We start from the raw sequence: 15,805 nt of genomic DNA on the forward strand, positions 1-15,805 counted from the left end.
AAATTTTTTAAACTCATACAACGATGTTAAAATGGAACTTACGAGAATCACATAAAGCATATGCATTCACTCCTGATTGTGTATTCCCATATCAATTGGACTAGTGATGTCTCCGAACCGAACTAAACGATAATTGAGCTGAATATCCACTTTAAGTGTTTGGAATTTTTGTGGCCAATCCTCTTTCCATCTATGCCATTCACGCGGGAATTTGCGGTGAAAAGCTTCTCCAAACCCGAATATATCGGAACCGATTTGTTGTGCGTGCGAAATGCCTTTCTTCAAAGACTGTTGCAGATGCTCTTTAGCTGATTCTTGAAGATCTCTAAATGTCTCTTCATTCTTAGGGTTGGCATTGCACGAGATTGTTCCGATATTGGATTCTGTATCCACAATAAGAGAAATATGCGGCTCATGGTCTATTATTTCTGGATGTATTTTTACTTTGGAACGGATTACTTCAACAACAAATTTTCCTTTGGAATTCGGACAATCGATGGAAGCTACGGTACTGGAAACACGGTTGGATATATAGGTAAATGCTTTACTTTGTGAATCATCCATCCAATCGATAAGTCGATCGCCCTTGAAAACACCAATTCCAGTGAAAAAATATTTAACATGTTGAGGCGACTTTGTCACATTATCAATAGTCAGACCTTTTTCTACGTTTGTCAGTCGAATACCGGTGAGAACTGGTTCAATGCCATCCTCCGTAAATTTCTGCAAAAGATCTTTTACATTGACCGCGGAAGTTGGAGCCCATGCTTTTTCAGAAATCTTTAATGCTTTATACATATCCATTGCAGGCAAAACCTCGGTTGGAGCTACAAAAGTAACGGCCTCCTTTGCCGAGTTTTCTCTGACAACGGCCAAATAGAAATCAGGCCGAACTTCATGATCACGGAATAGAAAGTCCAGCGGCTCCTTGATTCCTTTTTTTGCGGTTTTCTCATCAAAAATGACAAACTTTAAGTGAGACATATACATTTTGCGGGACGATTCCGTTGTTAATTTTCGAATAGCCTCAAATATGGTATCGGCGCGTTTGGAAAAAACGATCGTTGGCGTCCGTTCCATGGGGGAATTCTGAGACATTTTCGATGGGTCAACCACCTGTAAACTGACTTCATATTGGTCATCAACAGCATCAATGCCCAGAGCCATCACGACGGAAATTGCGCTCAATTCCTTACTATTCCAACAACCCGTAAGAAACACCATTAGCCAGATGCACATAAACAGTAATAAAATGGTGGATCGATACGAATTCATGATGGTCTACTCCTTTAGTTTTTGCGATGTTTTTTTGTCCTATATGGAAAACGCAATATTGCGTCCCTCTGCTCTGACGATTTGTAATTGGCAAAGGGGCTCAAATACGGTACACCGAATGAATGAAGCCCATTCAGATGTACAAAGAGCATAAGAATACCAACAGTCAACCCGTACACACCAAACATAGCGGCTATGCCTATGAAAGCGAAACGTAATATCCGAATTGGAATAGCAAAGGTGTACGAGGGAATGACAAAGCTCGAAATGGCAGTTATTGCAACAACAATGACCATAACAGCCGAAACGATGTTTGCTTCTACAGCTGCCTGGCCGATCACGATGGACCCGACAATAGAAACGGCTTGACCAACCGTCCGTGGCATACGAAGGCCTGCCTCCCTCAGAATTTCAAAAACCACTTCCATGATCATCGCCTCAACAAATGCGGGAAACGGTACTCCTTCACGTTGCGCGGATAAGCTTAATAATAAAACGGTTGGAATCATATCCTGATGGAATGTCGTTAATGCGACATAAATGGCCGGAGCCAACATACAGATTGCCAGGCAGATGTACCTTAATATTCGAATGATACTACTGTAAACAAAGGATTGATAATAATCTTCTGCGGATTGAAGGAAATCTGCAAACACCGCAGGTGCAAGGATGGCGAAGGGAGATCCATCCACAAATATCGCTATTTTCCCCTCCATAATTCCTGCTGCAATGGAGTCTGGGCGATCTGAATTGTAAAAGAGCGGAAATATCGTGAGTTGTTTATCATGGAGACATTCTTCCAAATATTCGCTTTCAAGCACGCCTTCTACATGCATGTTCTTTAACTTGGATATCATGTCCTGCACCTTTTTGGGGTCAGCGACCCCATGTAAATACATGACGGATATATCGGTCTTAGTTTTTTCGCCAACTTTCATGGTAGTTAGACGTACTCTTGTATCCTTCACCCTTCGGCGAACCATAGTCGTATTCGTACGTAAAGTTTCTGTAAACGCTTCTTGCGGACCTCTGACCACTGGTTGCGTCTTCGAGTCCGAAATGCTGCGTTCTTCCCATCCAGGCAAAGAAATGACCAATCCTTCATCCATATCGTCTAGGAGGAGGAGAAGACCACCTGAGAGGATCTGTTCCAAGGCATCTTCAAAGTTTTGAGTAAAGCTTGCTTCACCAATGTCCAAAATTGCGTTTTTCAATAACGGTAAAGTGATCTCGTCAGAGGAGACACGATCATGCAACGGACGGATCACATTGTCCTGTACCTTTTGCATGTCAGTCATGCCGTCCAAATAAAAAAGAGCGGCGTGTTTATGACCAGTCGTGATCTCACGAACAACAAAATCCGAACTGTTTCCCATGAAGTCACAAATGAGCTCGATATTCCGGCATAATTGTCTTGAAAATTTAGTATGTAACTTCATTGTTACCCTCCTCAGATTCGTAGTATTAACAATAATCAGAAATAATACCACAATAATCCATGATTGTGTTCATTGTCGTTAAGATTAATAACATCTTTAACGGTGGAGGATACAATAACTGCAATAATACTATGTAAAGAGCTTAATTTATCCAAATTTCAATTCATCCAATTATTCAAACAGGCTACAGATGACTATCCTTTTTTGGAATAGTTTACTTGTGTAGTATAATATTTTTGACGGATATTCTTTACTGTCAATTCATTTAAACATCCAGATAGAGAGGGATTTGATCATGCTATTCATTACAAAAAAATTGATCGACAAGCTAGCAGAACCTCATAGAGAATCTGACATGCTCATCTGCTATTCAACTCCACAGAGCTTTTCGGCTTATACAAGTCGAGCCATATTACTCTTAAATAATGATCGGATTATTATCCTTTTCCTCAATCTATTTTCCACAAAAGTAGTACAAAAAGTTGAATATGAAATAGCTGATTTACAAGAACAAAAATATCATTCTGGACACCTGTCTTCTGCAGTATGGTCATTTAAAATCAAAGGCCAGCACAGTAGGTTCAGGATAATCAAAAAAATTCTTACGCTTGGCTCTATGCAAAGAGATTTTCTAAATTTCTTGCAACAAAATATCTTAAACTAACGACCGAGTAGATCGGTAATTCCTGTCTGTCTAAGGCAGAGGCACTGGAAGTACTTAATAAGGATAAGTGATGAAGGTAATATTCGGTGTTTTTTTGTTATATATCATTGAAGGGAGGAATTCTACATGAATGAACTACTTATAAAAAGCGATGGAATAGAAATCTGTAGTGAGAGTTTCGGCGAGCGAGTTCACCCAGCAATATTACTGATTATGGGCGCTCAATCCTCACTGATCTGGTGGGAGGAAGAATTCTGCCAGCGTTTAGCTGATACAGGTCGTTTTGTCGTTCGTTATGATAACCGAGATGTCGGATGTTCTACAACTTATGAACCGGGTCAACCAGGCTATACTTTTGAAGACATGGCAGATGATGCAATTCGAGTTTTGGATGCTTATAAGATTGAACAAGCGCATATCGCAGGGATGTCTATGGGCGGAATGCTGACTCAGATGATAGCTATACGACATCCAGACAGAGTATTAACGGTGACTCTTTTAGCCACGTCCAATTTTGCTCCCGATCTTCCACCGATGGAGGAAAAGGTTATGGACTATTTCTCGAATATGGAAGCAATAGATTGGACGAACGAACAATCGGTGGTTGATTTTGTAGTGGGTAGATCAAGAATTCTAGTAGGTTCAAAGCATTCCTTCGATGAGAATAAGGTTTATCAATTGGCAATAGAAGAATGGAAAAGAAGCAATAATATGGCTAGTATGAATAATCACGCAATGCTGTCAGGTGGAGAATCCTATTTGGCTAGGACAGGGAAAATAAACGTTCCTACACTGGTTATACACGGTACTGAAGATCCGATTATCCCTTATGAACACGGAATACATCTTGCTAACGAAATTCCGGGTGCGTTTTTACTGGCATTGGAAGGTGCCGGACATGAGATTCACTATGACGACTGGGATTTAATTATCGATTCAATTTCAAAACACACTTCGATGCCAAATTAGTTTAATCACCCGAACAATTAGATCAGATAAATTAGAGTAGAAAATGCAACTTTGTCAAAGTTGTCATTAGAAAAGTAGAGCTCTATCCTACGGGGTAGGGCTTTTTAATGGTTTCTAGTGATATATTCGCTAAATCATCATTATTGACATTACAATGGGATATTCTATTTTCAGGGAACAAAATGCATCTACGATTCTGGAATTTACACAAAATCTTATTAAAAGGGAGAAGAAGATGAATATATGAGTATCTTGGAGGATTTATACTATGGAAAATGGTACCCAAGCGAACGAACCAAACCTAAAAACCCTGAGCTTGAGCTAGTCCATCAGAAAATATCCGCTTCTATGAAAGCATTAAAAGCAAAATTGTCGGAACAAGATTACGAATTAATCGAAGAACTATCCGATTTAAATGATGTACTGATTTCTATATTATCTGCCTCAGATTATATTTCAGGGTACAAAGCAGGGGCTTTGACGATAATTGAAATAATTGATGGGATAAACTACCGAAACTAAGAGATCGAGCTTTCAATGTATCGGCTTATTTTTATAAGGTGAATCATATAACTTAAGTAAGATGTATTTTAGGAATGGACAGCAAAAGAGAAGTATTTGAATAAATATAAGTCAGAGGTCATAGGGAATAAGTCTTCTGATTCTTATAACAATTAGGAATGAAGCAGGTTTTCCATAAATTAGAATAATGGTATTATGTCCTAACGAACTCAAAATGAGGTACATTATGACAACCATTAAAGTGACACCCGAACATCTTATAGCTGTCTCTAAGAAGTTTGAGCTTGCGCTGCAAACGGTGATGCAGATGAATAGTAAGTTATCGCAGCATATCTCGTTTATGGAACGATTCTGGGAGGGCATAACGAAGGAGCAATTCTATTACAGATTTCAAACATCCCAGAAGAATATGAATGAATTTGTTACACTTACAGATTCTATTGCAAAAGAATTGCGCCATCATGCAGATAAGTTTAGATTAACTGATTTATTGGAAACAGGTAATATTGACGCCAGTTGTTTACCACCTCCACCTAATTCATGTTCTGTTCCTGCTCCAGATACTCGAAATGCTTTCCAAAAATCGGCGGATAGCTTAGCAGAGCTTGGTCAGGATTTTGTAGTAGCTAATTCAGAACGATATGAGAAAAAATTTGATTCATTCTGGAGTTTCATGGATTATATGACGTACGGTATTCCAAAAGGAATGTATCAAGGGTACATGGAACGAGCAGCCAAACAAAACGATTCATGGAATGACATGCTCAATTTCGGTACATTTGGAGTAACAGGCATGATTCAGGGTGCATTCAATCCTACCAATGCGTGGTCAAAGGAACACTGGGCTAATATGATTGGTACAGCAGGATTGATGATAGGTTCTACGTCGACCAAAGCACTGATTAAGCCCAAAAATCTTTTGGAGGGATCCGTTAAGTATGAAGGCGCTAAAAGTACGAGCAATATCTTAAAAGATAGTGAACAGCACCCTGCTCTTGGAAGAGAGTTTTATAGAGATATTGGTGAAGAATTTAGAAAAAATCCCGATGATCCTTTAAAAGAAGTTATTGGACCCGGAAGAGAGTCACATCCACAAGAATGGAATAAAATTATTGACGAATTACATTCAGAGGGAGTAGAAGTTATATATAAAGGCAACACAATGGCTTATTCCCCTAGCAAAGGTGGGCCCGGCCAACTAATAATAGATGAAGACGCTTCTATAGGAGCATTAATTCATGAGTATACTCATTACCTGGACGATTCAAAGCATGGATTCCCCGGAATGAGTTACCATTTTCAAACAATAAATCGTGTGAAAATGGAATTAAATGCATATATGAGAGAAATAAAAATTGCCGAAGATTTGGGACGTAATGATATTGCAAATATGTTATTTGAAAATTATATTCAAGAAAGAAAATTACTAACAAGTCATTTAAAATAATTCAGGAGGAATAAAATGAATATAGTAAAAAAATTAGAAGAAGGAAAATGTTCAATAGATGAGTTAGAAAATTTGCTAGAAGAAAAAAACCCCATAGTTTTATATCATGCAATGACACATATCGGAAAAGAAGGCATTCGTGCAGAGGAAATATTAAAAAAATTAAATGAATTGTCTTTAAAAAGGGAACCTCAAGATAAGCTTTTAGGTACCTATAAGGTGGGAGACTTAGCAATCGCTACTATGATAAAACTTGGAGAAAAAGAAGATGAGATAACTGGTTTTGAAATTTTAGATGAATTCGAAAAAAAGATGCTTTTCCGTCTGTTTGAAGAAGTCGAGTGGTAAGTCTCCTGTTCATCTAGATAAATGTACTCAGTTCAAAACTTATTTCACCTCGAACGCTGAGGAGAAATAAGTTTTTGATATTAGGAAATATTGGTGCATACGCGCAGTCGGCGAACACTTGGGATGAACGTCCCGGGATTATTCATTCTGGGCTCAATGTTTTTTTCGACAAACACTAATGATAGAAGGAGATAAAGGCGTGAACGGTGTTTTATCCCAGTCCGAATATTGATTTTCGATACAAAAGCCGGGGCTCGTTAATAAACGCTGAAGCGTGTCATTATCAGTAAAGCGACATGCAATTCGAGAAGTTGTTTTCTTCGATCCCCAATCACGAAACGTCGCCCAGTGCATGATCTGGTTACTTGAATCATACAACTGTGTCCCAGAAACCTTGACTTTAATTCCATCCTTATCGATAAAATTTCCCCAGATGCTTTCCTCTTGATTGGATAAATATACTTTCAAGGGGGTTCGGGTTTCAAAAACAAACAACCCATTTGGCTCTAGGTGCTTGTAGGCGGTTTCGAGTGAGGCTCGTTGACCCTCATCGCTCAAAAATGCCTGGAATGCATTTTCTGTCGAATATATCATGGAAAAACGCTTTTCGGATCGAATGTACGAGCACCAGCTTCAATAAAATCCACAGGCAAACCTTGAGCTTTAACCCGCGCATATTCAAGCATTGATGAAGAAATATCAGTACCTGTTATATGTATCCCTATTTTGATAAGTGAATGGTTGTCAATCCTGTACCACACCCGAGTTCCAGAACCTCGCCTGATTGAGTTAAGCGTTAGCTCGGTTCAAATTTCAACTTCAATAGCTGGGAAGAAAAATATTGGCATATGCATTGGAAAATCAGTATCTTCCGATCTTGTTAAAGTGGGGTCTTATATTTACAGTCTCGAGGGTTAATCAATTTATTGTATTATGAAAGATCTAGAAAGAATGAAACCATATAAATTTGCTTAATAGTATTGTTCACCGCAAACGGAAGCAGCAATCATTAATTCTTATTGAATTTTTGCGCTAGTCGCTACATGGAGGCATCTCACGTAACGGAAAAACCGGACCCTTTCGGTCTACAAGGGAATCCGGTTTTAATATCGTAACTAAGAGTAAATTTTATAATCCTTTGCTAAGTCCTAATATCTGCTCATTAACATTAGTATTACTTAATCCCCCGTGATAACAAACCACCGATGCAATGTCGAGATCCAAGTACTTTTTCAATGAGAGACGAGCTTCACTTATATTAGGTGTAGTCGGAGCATGAATTCCTCTGAGAATCCCGTTTTCGCTGTACATCGAATCACCAGCAATGAGAATCTTACTTTGCTTCAAATAAAGGCTGATATGACCAGGGGTATGCCCAGGCGTATGGATGACTCGAATTGTTCCGCAAAACGGCAGTTCCTGACCATCTATTAAGGTATTGTCCACTCTGCCCTTCGGGGGATTCTCAAGGTGACCATCTTTTAAAAGAGGGAGTTCCCCTTGAATATACGGCTTATCCAGCTCATGCGCATATACTGTAATATTGTTGCCACACTCCTGCAAAATCTCAGGAAGACAACCTATATGATCCACATCCTGACGTGTCAAAATCACAGCTTTTAGTTTGCCAAACGACACGCCTACCTTTTCCATAGCCATGCGTAAATCTTCGATTTGTCCTGGAAATCCTGTATCTACTAACACTGCCATTTCTCGATCCCACAACAGAATGGGATGAATCCTGTTCCCATGAAAATCTAGTTGAAGCATTTCCACTCCCTTTGAGATTTCCATAATACCATGCCTCCGTAAAATGAAATTTTCACCCATGCGGGTTGCCGATTCCACAAATCATGGAAGGATGGCTTAAACTTGTGGGATCGGCGATTACCTGTGATACTATGTTAGATTTATGGGGCGAATCCAACTCTGTTGGATTGTTTTTCTTTAATGTCTATGGATACGGTGCGAATGGACGTAATTGGAATAACAAGCGTCTGATATTGCGTAAGGTATTTAACATACTTGTCGTCAATCTGGTCCAATACCCCGTCGCTTGCACATGTTCCGTCAATGAAATGAATAGTTACTTCCTTGCCTTGCAAACTTGCTAACATGATATCACCTCGTGTTTTTTTGTAGTTTCTTGGCCGGAGCAGGGAAAGCATAAAGTCGTTGTGCATACTCTACAAAGAAGTTATCACTTGATCGATAATGCCATATTCCAGTGCTTCCTGAGCAGACATGAAAAAATCCCGGTCCATATCTTTTTCGACTTTTTCCAAAGGTTGCCCAGTCCGTTCAGCTGTGATATGGGTTGCCTTTTCACGAGTTAATAAAATTCTTTTGGCGCTGATCGCAATATCGCTGGCCTGCCCTTGTGCGCCGCCGTGCGGCTGATGGATCATAATTTCACTATTCGGTAGTGCCGAACGTTTCCCTTTGGTGCCAGCCAGCAAGAGGATCGCGCCAAACGAAGCAGCAAATCCAGTACATATCGTATGCACCTCGGGTTTGATGTACTGCATCGTATCATAAATGGCAAATCCTGCGGAAGTAGAGCCACCCGGGCTGTTGATGTACATGTAGATTTCTTTTTCCGGATCTTCTGCCGCTAGAAACAATAATTGAGCAATAATGCTGTTGGCTAATTGATCGTCGATGGCTGCTCCTACAAACACAATGCGATCCTTTAACAGTCTGGAATAGATATCGTATGATCGTTCACCTTGAGCGGTTTGCTCAACAACATAAGGAACATAAACACTCATTTTGTATACCCCCATTTTCTTGGTTCAGTTGATTTCTCCTTGTAAACGAACCCAGACTGTAAAAAGATACGGAGTTTTTATTAGAAAAACGATTTGCGTATATGGTGTAACTTCTACAACCCCTAATTCGTTTACAATGAAGGTAGCAAATGGTTTTGCTTTAGCAGAGGGCAGAATATGACTGTGGAGGAGAAGGCCTATGAACATAGATGATTCTATACAGATGACAGACAATTCAGTGAACATCCACAACTTTGACGAATTACAGGCGGTCCTGAAGCGTTACTGTCTGTCACTTACGAAATCAAATTGGGATGCGGAAGAATTGGCTCAGAATACTTGGGTAAAAGCATTAGGAAAGTTAAACAATTTCGAACATACCAATCCCAAAGCGCTTCTGCTGCGGATTGCTAAAAACACCTGGATTGATGAGATACGGAGAAAAGCAGTCTTCACTCGGATATTGAATAGGGAACAAGCAAAAGTGACTGAAGCGGATCATGGAACTTTTGAAATTGAGATAGCGTTGCAGTCCTTAATGAATCATCTATCACCGCTTCAGAGAACTGTCTTCCTGCTGCGAGATGTGTTCGCATTTTCGATTAGTGAAACATCCGATATACTGGGCACAACAGAGGGAGCGGTAAAAGTTGCACTTCATCGGGCACGAAAATCGTTAGGAGCAGTTCAGGAGGAACTCCTCAAAGGAGAATTATCCTTACCAGAAAGTGAAAAATCGAAAACTTTTCTAAGGGCATTAACGGCTGCATATCAGATGGGAGATATTGCAACTTTGGTTATGCTTTCCTACCAGGATGTAATAGAACCAGAAGTTATGATCAGTATCGTCAATAATAAGTTGCTCTGGAGTCACATCTCAGCAAAACAAGCGAATTTCGATACCATAAGTATGATGGCGGCGTAGTTTTCTTATCATCGTAGTATCATAGGATAGAATCACAAAGAATATTTTGATAAGGAAGACAACAACAAGCTGTTTTAAGCGAGGATAAAGTAATGATAAAGCAAAAATTGAAAATCGAGGGCATCCCGGCAATTTTGTGGGGTGGTGAATCAGATAAGATACTTATAGCTATCCACGGTAATATGTCAAACAAGGCAGATGATGTGATCGTTATATTTGCAGAAGAAGCAACGGCACAAGGGTATCAAGTCATTAGTTTTGATTTGCCTGAACATGGTGACCGCAAAGAAGAAACCTACGTCTGTAAAGTTCAAAATTGTGTTCATGATCTTGACATCATCATGCGTTACACACAAAAGCAATGGCATGAAATTAGTATTTTCGCTTGTAGCATGGGTGCGTATTTTAGTTTGCTTGCTTATCATCATCTCCCACTAAAACAATGTCTGTTTCTTTCTCCAGTGCTAGATATGGAGAGAATAATCAAAAATATGATGACATGGTTCAGTGTAAGTGAGGATAGATTAAAAGTTGAAAAAGAAATATCTACACCCATTGGGCGAACACTTTATTGGGATTATTACTGCTATGTTAAATCGCATCCAATTGATACATGGAATAAGCCAACTGCCATACTTTATGGCTCTGAAGATGACTTGTGTGAATATGACGTCATATCTACGTTTGCAAGCCGATTTCATTGCCAGCTAAAAGTGATGGAACGTGGAAAGCATTATTTTCACACCAAAGAGCAACTGCAATTTGCCTGTTCGTGAGTTGCTTCAAATGACTTCTACTGATAACGATGCAAGAAGCCATCAACTAAATTGGCATTTGTCATCTGCATTACAGATTGATCTTCCAGTTCCTCGGCCATATCATCATCCGTCATGGACACGAAAAAAATAATATCTTCTTTGGATTGGCCGAATTGAGTAAAAAGTACATCGTCGGTTTCTTTAACGACCTTGGCCATAATTTTTATCATTTCATCTTTATAATCCAACACATTGTCGGTTGCATACAGAAATTTGCTAATATGATTGAGGTGTGTTGTATCGCCATATTGATATTCGCTTAATCCCCATCTGTAATAAATTTCATCTTCCTTGCTGTTGCACAGGCCTTCGGCTTTCATGTTTATGACATGTCTAACAAGTGATTCCTCCGTATTAACAGCTAGAAATAAGGTGACAAAATCGCTGTCTGTTCCAAAAGCACAGGCGTAAACCTTCTCATTCTTCACTTCTTCCAGTATGCTTTTAAGATCATCTAGAAATCCTGTTCTAAATCTTTCCTCAAATTCATTCAGAAAATTGTTCATCTGGTTCATATACTCCTTTGTGAGTTTTATGCTTGTTTATATTTTACATCATTAGCTCGATGCAGTGCAGCCTACCACAATTATAGGAACTTGGTTGGTACGAAACAAATAAGCCTAGAACCTTTCCAGAACTTCTTTCACAACTGGTTTAGAAATTTTGGTGTAGCATTTTGGATTGAGCTATTGATTGCTCAGCCAATAGCAAGATATGCAATGAAAAACATACATGCAAGATAGGCTAGCCAAGAGAGAGTGTAAATCCGTAACATGATACCAAAGTCATAATAAAAAACCGCATAACAATATGGTTTTTCGTAAATCGGTAAAGATACAAACCATGTAAAAAGGCGCTGGTTCCAGCCTGGGACCAGCGCTTTTTCACGTTTCGGATTACGAACTTTCGCCGGACCAAGCAGGCCGGGTTGGCGACTTATTCCTAAAATGACGCATTCCCGACTGTTTGTCTTTATTCTTACTGGGCCGTTAAAATCAGTGGGCCGTCCTGTGTAACTGCGATCGTATGCTCATATTGTGCCGACAACTTGCCGTCGGCCGTTCTCGCCGTCCATTGATCGTCGTCGATCGTAATACGAAACGTACCTTCGTTGATCATCGGTTCAATGGTAAACACCATCCCTTCCTTTAACCGAATGCCTTTACCAGCGATGCCGATATGCTCGTAGCTCGGCTCCTCGTGCAGGCTCCGTCCGATCCCGTGCGCGAGCAAATCGCGTACGACCGAAAACCCGTTTGCTTCCGCATGCTGTTGAATCGCCGACGTTATGTCGCCGAGCCGGCCCCCGGGGAGTGCACGGGCAATCCCTAAATCCAAGCATTCCTTTGTCACCTTCATTAATTTTTGCGCCTCCGGCCGGATATTGCCCACCGCATAGCACCAGCACGAATCGCCGAACCATCCGCCGTATTCCACGACGATGTCGAGCTTCAGCAAGTCGCCGTCCATAAGCACCTGGTTCGAAGGAATGCCGTGGGCGACCACATCGTTGACCGAAATGCAGGTTTCGGCGGGGAAACCGTTGTACCCTTTCGTAAACTGCTTGCCGCCTAGCTTGGTGATGTGTCTGGCAACAAAGTCATTGATTTCCCGAGTGGTAATCCCAGGCTCGATCAGTTTGACCACCTCGCGGTAGCAGTCCGCAACGATCTGGCTTGCCGGTTTCATTTCTTCGATTTCTCTAGGTGATTTTAAGATGATCATCTTTGATGATTCGCTCCTTATCCATTCTATAATTTTAAAAACCGGGCGATATCCCTGGCCTCCTCGTGCAGCTTTCCGCGACGAAGCGAAAGCGAGGCGCAGCCGACCAAGGCGGCCAGCAGCATTTCCGCGTGGTGTAGCCGATACGGCGACTCTGCCGTATTTTCGCCGGAAGCGGCAACCTCGTCCACCGCACGCCCAGTCTCCAGCAAAGCGGCAAGCGGCGCGAGCACCTCCCGGCGAAAAGCGTCCGAGAGTGGGGCCGAGCGCGCTTCAGGCAGCGAGGCAAAGCCCTCACCGGCCAGCTTATGCAGCAGGTACAGGGCGTGGTCCTCCGCCCAAAGCTGCAGTAGTCGGACGCCAGCGGCGGCGACGGGGCCAAGCTCTGCGGTAGCGGCCGTTTCGCGGCTTTTGCTTTGGGAATCCGCGGCAGACGTGTTCCCGATATCTGCCGCCACAGCCAAGCCGAAATGCCCGCGCGCCGGCGCCTGCCCCGAAGCCGAAGCACGCGGGGCCTCCAACCATCCCCCGGACCGCTCCAACGCGTCCCATAGCAGATCGTGGAGCAGATCACCCTTATTGCCGTAATAATGGTATACCGTGCCATAGCCGAGTCCCGCCTGCACGGCCACATCGCGGATTTCCAGTAAAGGCCCTTTATTCAAAAACACATCGGCAGCGGCTTTCCGGATTTGTGCCAGTCGCCGCAGCCGGATCTCTTCGTTTTGTTCCTTCGTTCGTGGAGACATCTCGTCCGTTCACCTCTTTTGTTTTTGACCTACTCTTATGTCAATATAAAACATCGGCTTACGAATAACAAGAGTCGAGCAAAAAAAGCGTCCCGACAGCACCTCGTAAATGGATGAAGATCAGGTGAGCAGAGTTATGCTATACTTGCGAAGTAAAAGGGGGTGCCTACTGATGGAGAATCTATTGGGATTGTCTGTGACTTCTTACACTCATGCAAAGCCAATTATTGAGAAAGCGTTACTTTGTATGGGGCGAAACAATTTTTTAACGCTGAACAAGCTTTTTTAATATTTTTGGCTTTGCACCTTATTTTAAAAAATCAAAATAAGGAGCGAGCAAAATTGAGATATACGAATGCTACAAAAGTTTTACCTCAAAAACTAATTATGGAAATTCAAAAATATGTTCAAGGAGAGACTCTGTATATTCCTAAGCCAAAAACGGAATATATGGATTGGGGCAGTTTGAGTGGCGGGAGAAGGTTGCTTGAACAGCGAAATGCCGCGATCAGAAATGCTTTTCAAAATCGTAGCAGTATTGAGCAATTAGCTAAGGAGTTTTTTCTCTCTACCGAAACCATTAAGAAAATTGTGTATTCACATAAAAAGTAGGGGGATACGCCAGCGAATATCGATCGATACCCCATGAAGTGGACATAAAAAATACCTGTTTGCAAAGTGGCGTGGTGCTATACTCGCGTCAATAAATTTAGTTTTGGCTCATAACATGGTGAGCTTAGGGCGTGACTGGATGATCGCGGTGAAAAACCAATCCGGTCACGTTTTTTTGTTTGGCAAAAGATTTGATTGCACCTCATTTTTTCATTATTGTTTTTATGTCAAAAATGATTCTAACTCGTTGTTTTCATTTATAAAGCTTATTTTAATCTTTAAAATATGAATATAAACGACAGAAACAACGGATTTGGAACGGTGCCGATTCTGAATAAATGAAGGGAAACATGTATTGATTTATTGTCATTGAAACAAGAAAGTGGGGAAACGACTACCATGGGGGAACAAAAAAGTAGAAGTAGACATCTGATTGATCCAGAAATTATCAGTGCAGTTGATTTAATACCAACAACCGATCTTACCAAATCTACACTAATGGAAGCACGTAAAAGCCAATCTCAAATGATGCAACCATTAGATGTAACGCAGATGTTCCCTGTTACATTGGAAAAAAAAGGTTGTGCCAAGTTATTTTAGTGGTCCAGATATTCAAATAGAAATCATTAAGCCTAAACAATCAAAGCATAATAAGATGCCTCTGTATTATTCCATACACGGAGGCGGGATGGTCTTAGGAAGTCCAGTCGTGGATCGTCCTGCTAATGCAGCTCTTGGTGCAGAACAAGGTTTCTGTTGTGTATCTGTGTACTATCGCCTAGCGTCAGAGCATGTACAGCCAAGTCAGTTACAGGATTGTTATTCGGGCCTAAAATGGTGTATTGAACATGCGGAAGAGTTAGGGATAGATACTCAGAAAGTTGCCGTCGGGGGCAGTAGCGCTGGTGGTGGTTTGGCGGCTGGTTTAGCTTTGTACATTCGCGATCAGAAGGAATTCGAAATCCATCATCTAAGATTAATGAGGCCAATGCTAGATGACCGCACAAGTATCGCACCGGAGCATCCATACGCAGGAGAGTTTATTTGGACAAAACAAAGTAATTATTTTGGCTGGAAATCTGTATTGGGGATTGAACCGGGTTCTGAGGAGGTAAGTGAGTATTATGTGCCAGCCCGTGCAAAGTCATTGGCCGGGTTACCACCGACTTATATAAATATAGGTACCGTTGATTTGTTTATTGATGAAGCCTTATCTTTTGCTAAACAACTGGTCTTTGATGGTGTCTTAGTGGAATTACATGTTTATCCCGGGTACCATCATATGTCCCCCGCTTTTCCAGATGCACATTTTTCAAAAGAAGGGACCAGAACAAGTGAATACGCCTTACTGAAAGCTCTGAACATATTTGATATAAACGCTAATGAGTATAATGCTAAAGGCTAATAAGGTACGATTGCAGTAAACAAAGCACTGTTGGAGAATACCCATCAGTGCTTTTTCATACCTACTTATGACCTGAATAAACAATTAATTGATAGATTCGATAAAAGGTCATTATCTTTTTTCTGTTCTTCCGACT

17 protein-coding genes and 1 pseudogene are annotated in these 15,805 nt (G+C 41.1%); 9 read left to right on the plus strand and 9 right to left on the minus strand.

Annotation, left to right across the window (positions count from 1 at the left end):
- Nucleotides 1–66: 66 nt before the first annotated feature.
- The gene (locus C400_RS0124280; RefSeq protein ID WP_017428540.1) at nt 67–1,275 is read right to left on the minus strand and encodes a Ger(x)C family spore germination protein; all 1,209 of its coding nucleotides are present in this window, start codon (nt 1,273–1,275) and stop codon (nt 67–69) included.
- A gap of 14 nt (nt 1,276–1,289) precedes the next feature.
- Nucleotides 1,290–2,714, minus strand: a complete 1,425-nt coding sequence (locus tag C400_RS0124285; protein ID WP_017428541.1) for a spore germination protein — start codon at nt 2,712–2,714, stop codon at nt 1,290–1,292.
- Nucleotides 2,715–3,009: 295 nt separating this feature from the next.
- On the opposite strand from C400_RS0124285, the gene C400_RS0124290 reads away from it, so the two are divergent.
- The 5 genes from C400_RS0124290 to C400_RS0124310 all read left to right on the plus strand — a co-directional run bounded on the left by C400_RS0124290 (nt 3,010) and on the right by C400_RS0124310 (nt 6,664).
- Nucleotides 3,010–3,378, plus strand: coding sequence for a hypothetical protein (locus C400_RS0124290; RefSeq protein ID WP_017428542.1), 369 nt, complete (start codon nt 3,010–3,012; stop codon nt 3,376–3,378).
- Nucleotides 3,379–3,504: 126 nt separating this feature from the next.
- A complete protein-coding gene (locus C400_RS0124295) occupies nt 3,505–4,347 on the plus strand; it encodes an alpha/beta fold hydrolase (protein WP_017428543.1) in 843 nt (280 codons plus the stop codon).
- A 243-nt stretch (nt 4,348–4,590) separates the two neighbouring features.
- Entirely contained in the window at nt 4,591–4,869 is a 279-nt protein-coding gene (locus C400_RS0124300) for a DUF6809 family protein (protein ID WP_017428544.1), read from the plus strand.
- 226 nt (nt 4,870–5,095) lie between these two features.
- Nucleotides 5,096–6,316 (plus strand): WXG100 family type VII secretion target, encoded by a 1,221-nt coding sequence (locus C400_RS28305; protein ID WP_017428545.1) that lies wholly within the window; start codon nt 5,096–5,098, stop codon nt 6,314–6,316.
- A 15-nt stretch (nt 6,317–6,331) separates the two neighbouring features.
- The gene (locus tag C400_RS0124310) at nt 6,332–6,664 is read left to right on the plus strand and encodes a hypothetical protein (protein WP_017428546.1); all 333 of its coding nucleotides are present in this window, start codon (nt 6,332–6,334) and stop codon (nt 6,662–6,664) included.
- A gap of 153 nt (nt 6,665–6,817) precedes the next feature.
- On the opposite strand, the gene C400_RS0124315 is transcribed toward C400_RS0124310, so the two are convergent.
- From C400_RS0124315 to clpP, 4 genes are all read right to left on the minus strand, one after another.
- Entirely contained in the window at nt 6,818–7,222 is a 405-nt protein-coding gene (locus C400_RS0124315; RefSeq protein ID WP_232795427.1) for a methyltransferase type 12, read from the minus strand.
- Nucleotides 7,223–7,792: 570 nt separating this feature from the next.
- Nucleotides 7,793–8,458, minus strand: coding sequence for an MBL fold metallo-hydrolase (locus C400_RS0124320; protein WP_017428549.1), 666 nt, complete (start codon nt 8,456–8,458; stop codon nt 7,793–7,795).
- A gap of 116 nt (nt 8,459–8,574) precedes the next feature.
- On the minus strand, nt 8,575–8,781 hold the full coding sequence (locus C400_RS0124325) for a hypothetical protein (protein ID WP_016819010.1): 207 nt from the start codon (nt 8,779–8,781) through the stop codon (nt 8,575–8,577).
- A gap of 69 nt (nt 8,782–8,850) precedes the next feature.
- Entirely contained in the window at nt 8,851–9,435 is a 585-nt protein-coding gene (clpP, locus tag C400_RS0124330; protein ID WP_016819011.1) for an ATP-dependent Clp endopeptidase proteolytic subunit ClpP, read from the minus strand.
- Between the two features lie 199 nt (nt 9,436–9,634).
- Between clpP and C400_RS0124335 the strand changes: the two genes are divergently transcribed.
- Entirely contained in the window at nt 9,635–10,360 is a 726-nt protein-coding gene (locus tag C400_RS0124335; protein WP_016819012.1) for an RNA polymerase sigma factor, read from the plus strand.
- A 92-nt stretch (nt 10,361–10,452) separates the two neighbouring features.
- Nucleotides 10,453–11,136, plus strand: coding sequence for an alpha/beta hydrolase (locus C400_RS0124340; RefSeq protein ID WP_016819013.1), 684 nt, complete (start codon nt 10,453–10,455; stop codon nt 11,134–11,136).
- Nucleotides 11,137–11,153: 17 nt separating this feature from the next.
- Here the strand turns inward: C400_RS0124340 and C400_RS0124345 are convergent, their stop codons facing one another.
- From C400_RS0124345 to C400_RS0124355, 3 genes are all read right to left on the minus strand, one after another.
- Complete coding sequence (locus C400_RS0124345) at nt 11,154–11,684, minus strand: DUF4303 domain-containing protein (RefSeq protein ID WP_016819014.1); 531 nt, start codon at nt 11,682–11,684, stop codon at nt 11,154–11,156.
- A gap of 472 nt (nt 11,685–12,156) precedes the next feature.
- Nucleotides 12,157–12,903, minus strand: a complete 747-nt coding sequence (gene map / locus C400_RS0124350) for a type I methionyl aminopeptidase (protein WP_016819015.1) — start codon at nt 12,901–12,903, stop codon at nt 12,157–12,159.
- 26 nt (nt 12,904–12,929) lie between these two features.
- Nucleotides 12,930–13,652 carry a TetR/AcrR family transcriptional regulator gene (locus C400_RS0124355; RefSeq protein ID WP_016819016.1) on the minus strand — a complete coding sequence of 241 codons (723 nt, stop codon included), beginning with the start codon at nt 13,650–13,652 and terminating at the stop codon, nt 12,930–12,932.
- A gap of 342 nt (nt 13,653–13,994) precedes the next feature.
- Between C400_RS0124355 and C400_RS0124360 the strand changes: the two genes are divergently transcribed.
- The gene (locus C400_RS0124360; protein ID WP_025364821.1) at nt 13,995–14,264 is read left to right on the plus strand and encodes a CD3324 family protein; all 270 of its coding nucleotides are present in this window, start codon (nt 13,995–13,997) and stop codon (nt 14,262–14,264) included.
- Nucleotides 14,265–14,663: 399 nt separating this feature from the next.
- A pseudogene (locus C400_RS0124365) lies at nt 14,664–15,669 on the plus strand (alpha/beta hydrolase).
- The last annotated feature ends 136 nt before the right edge of the window (nt 15,670–15,805 follow it).

The organism is Paenibacillus sp. ICGEB2008 (assembly GCF_000307675.1).
In the GTDB taxonomy this organism is placed as follows: domain Bacteria; phylum Bacillota; class Bacilli; order Paenibacillales; family Paenibacillaceae; genus Paenibacillus; species Paenibacillus polymyxa.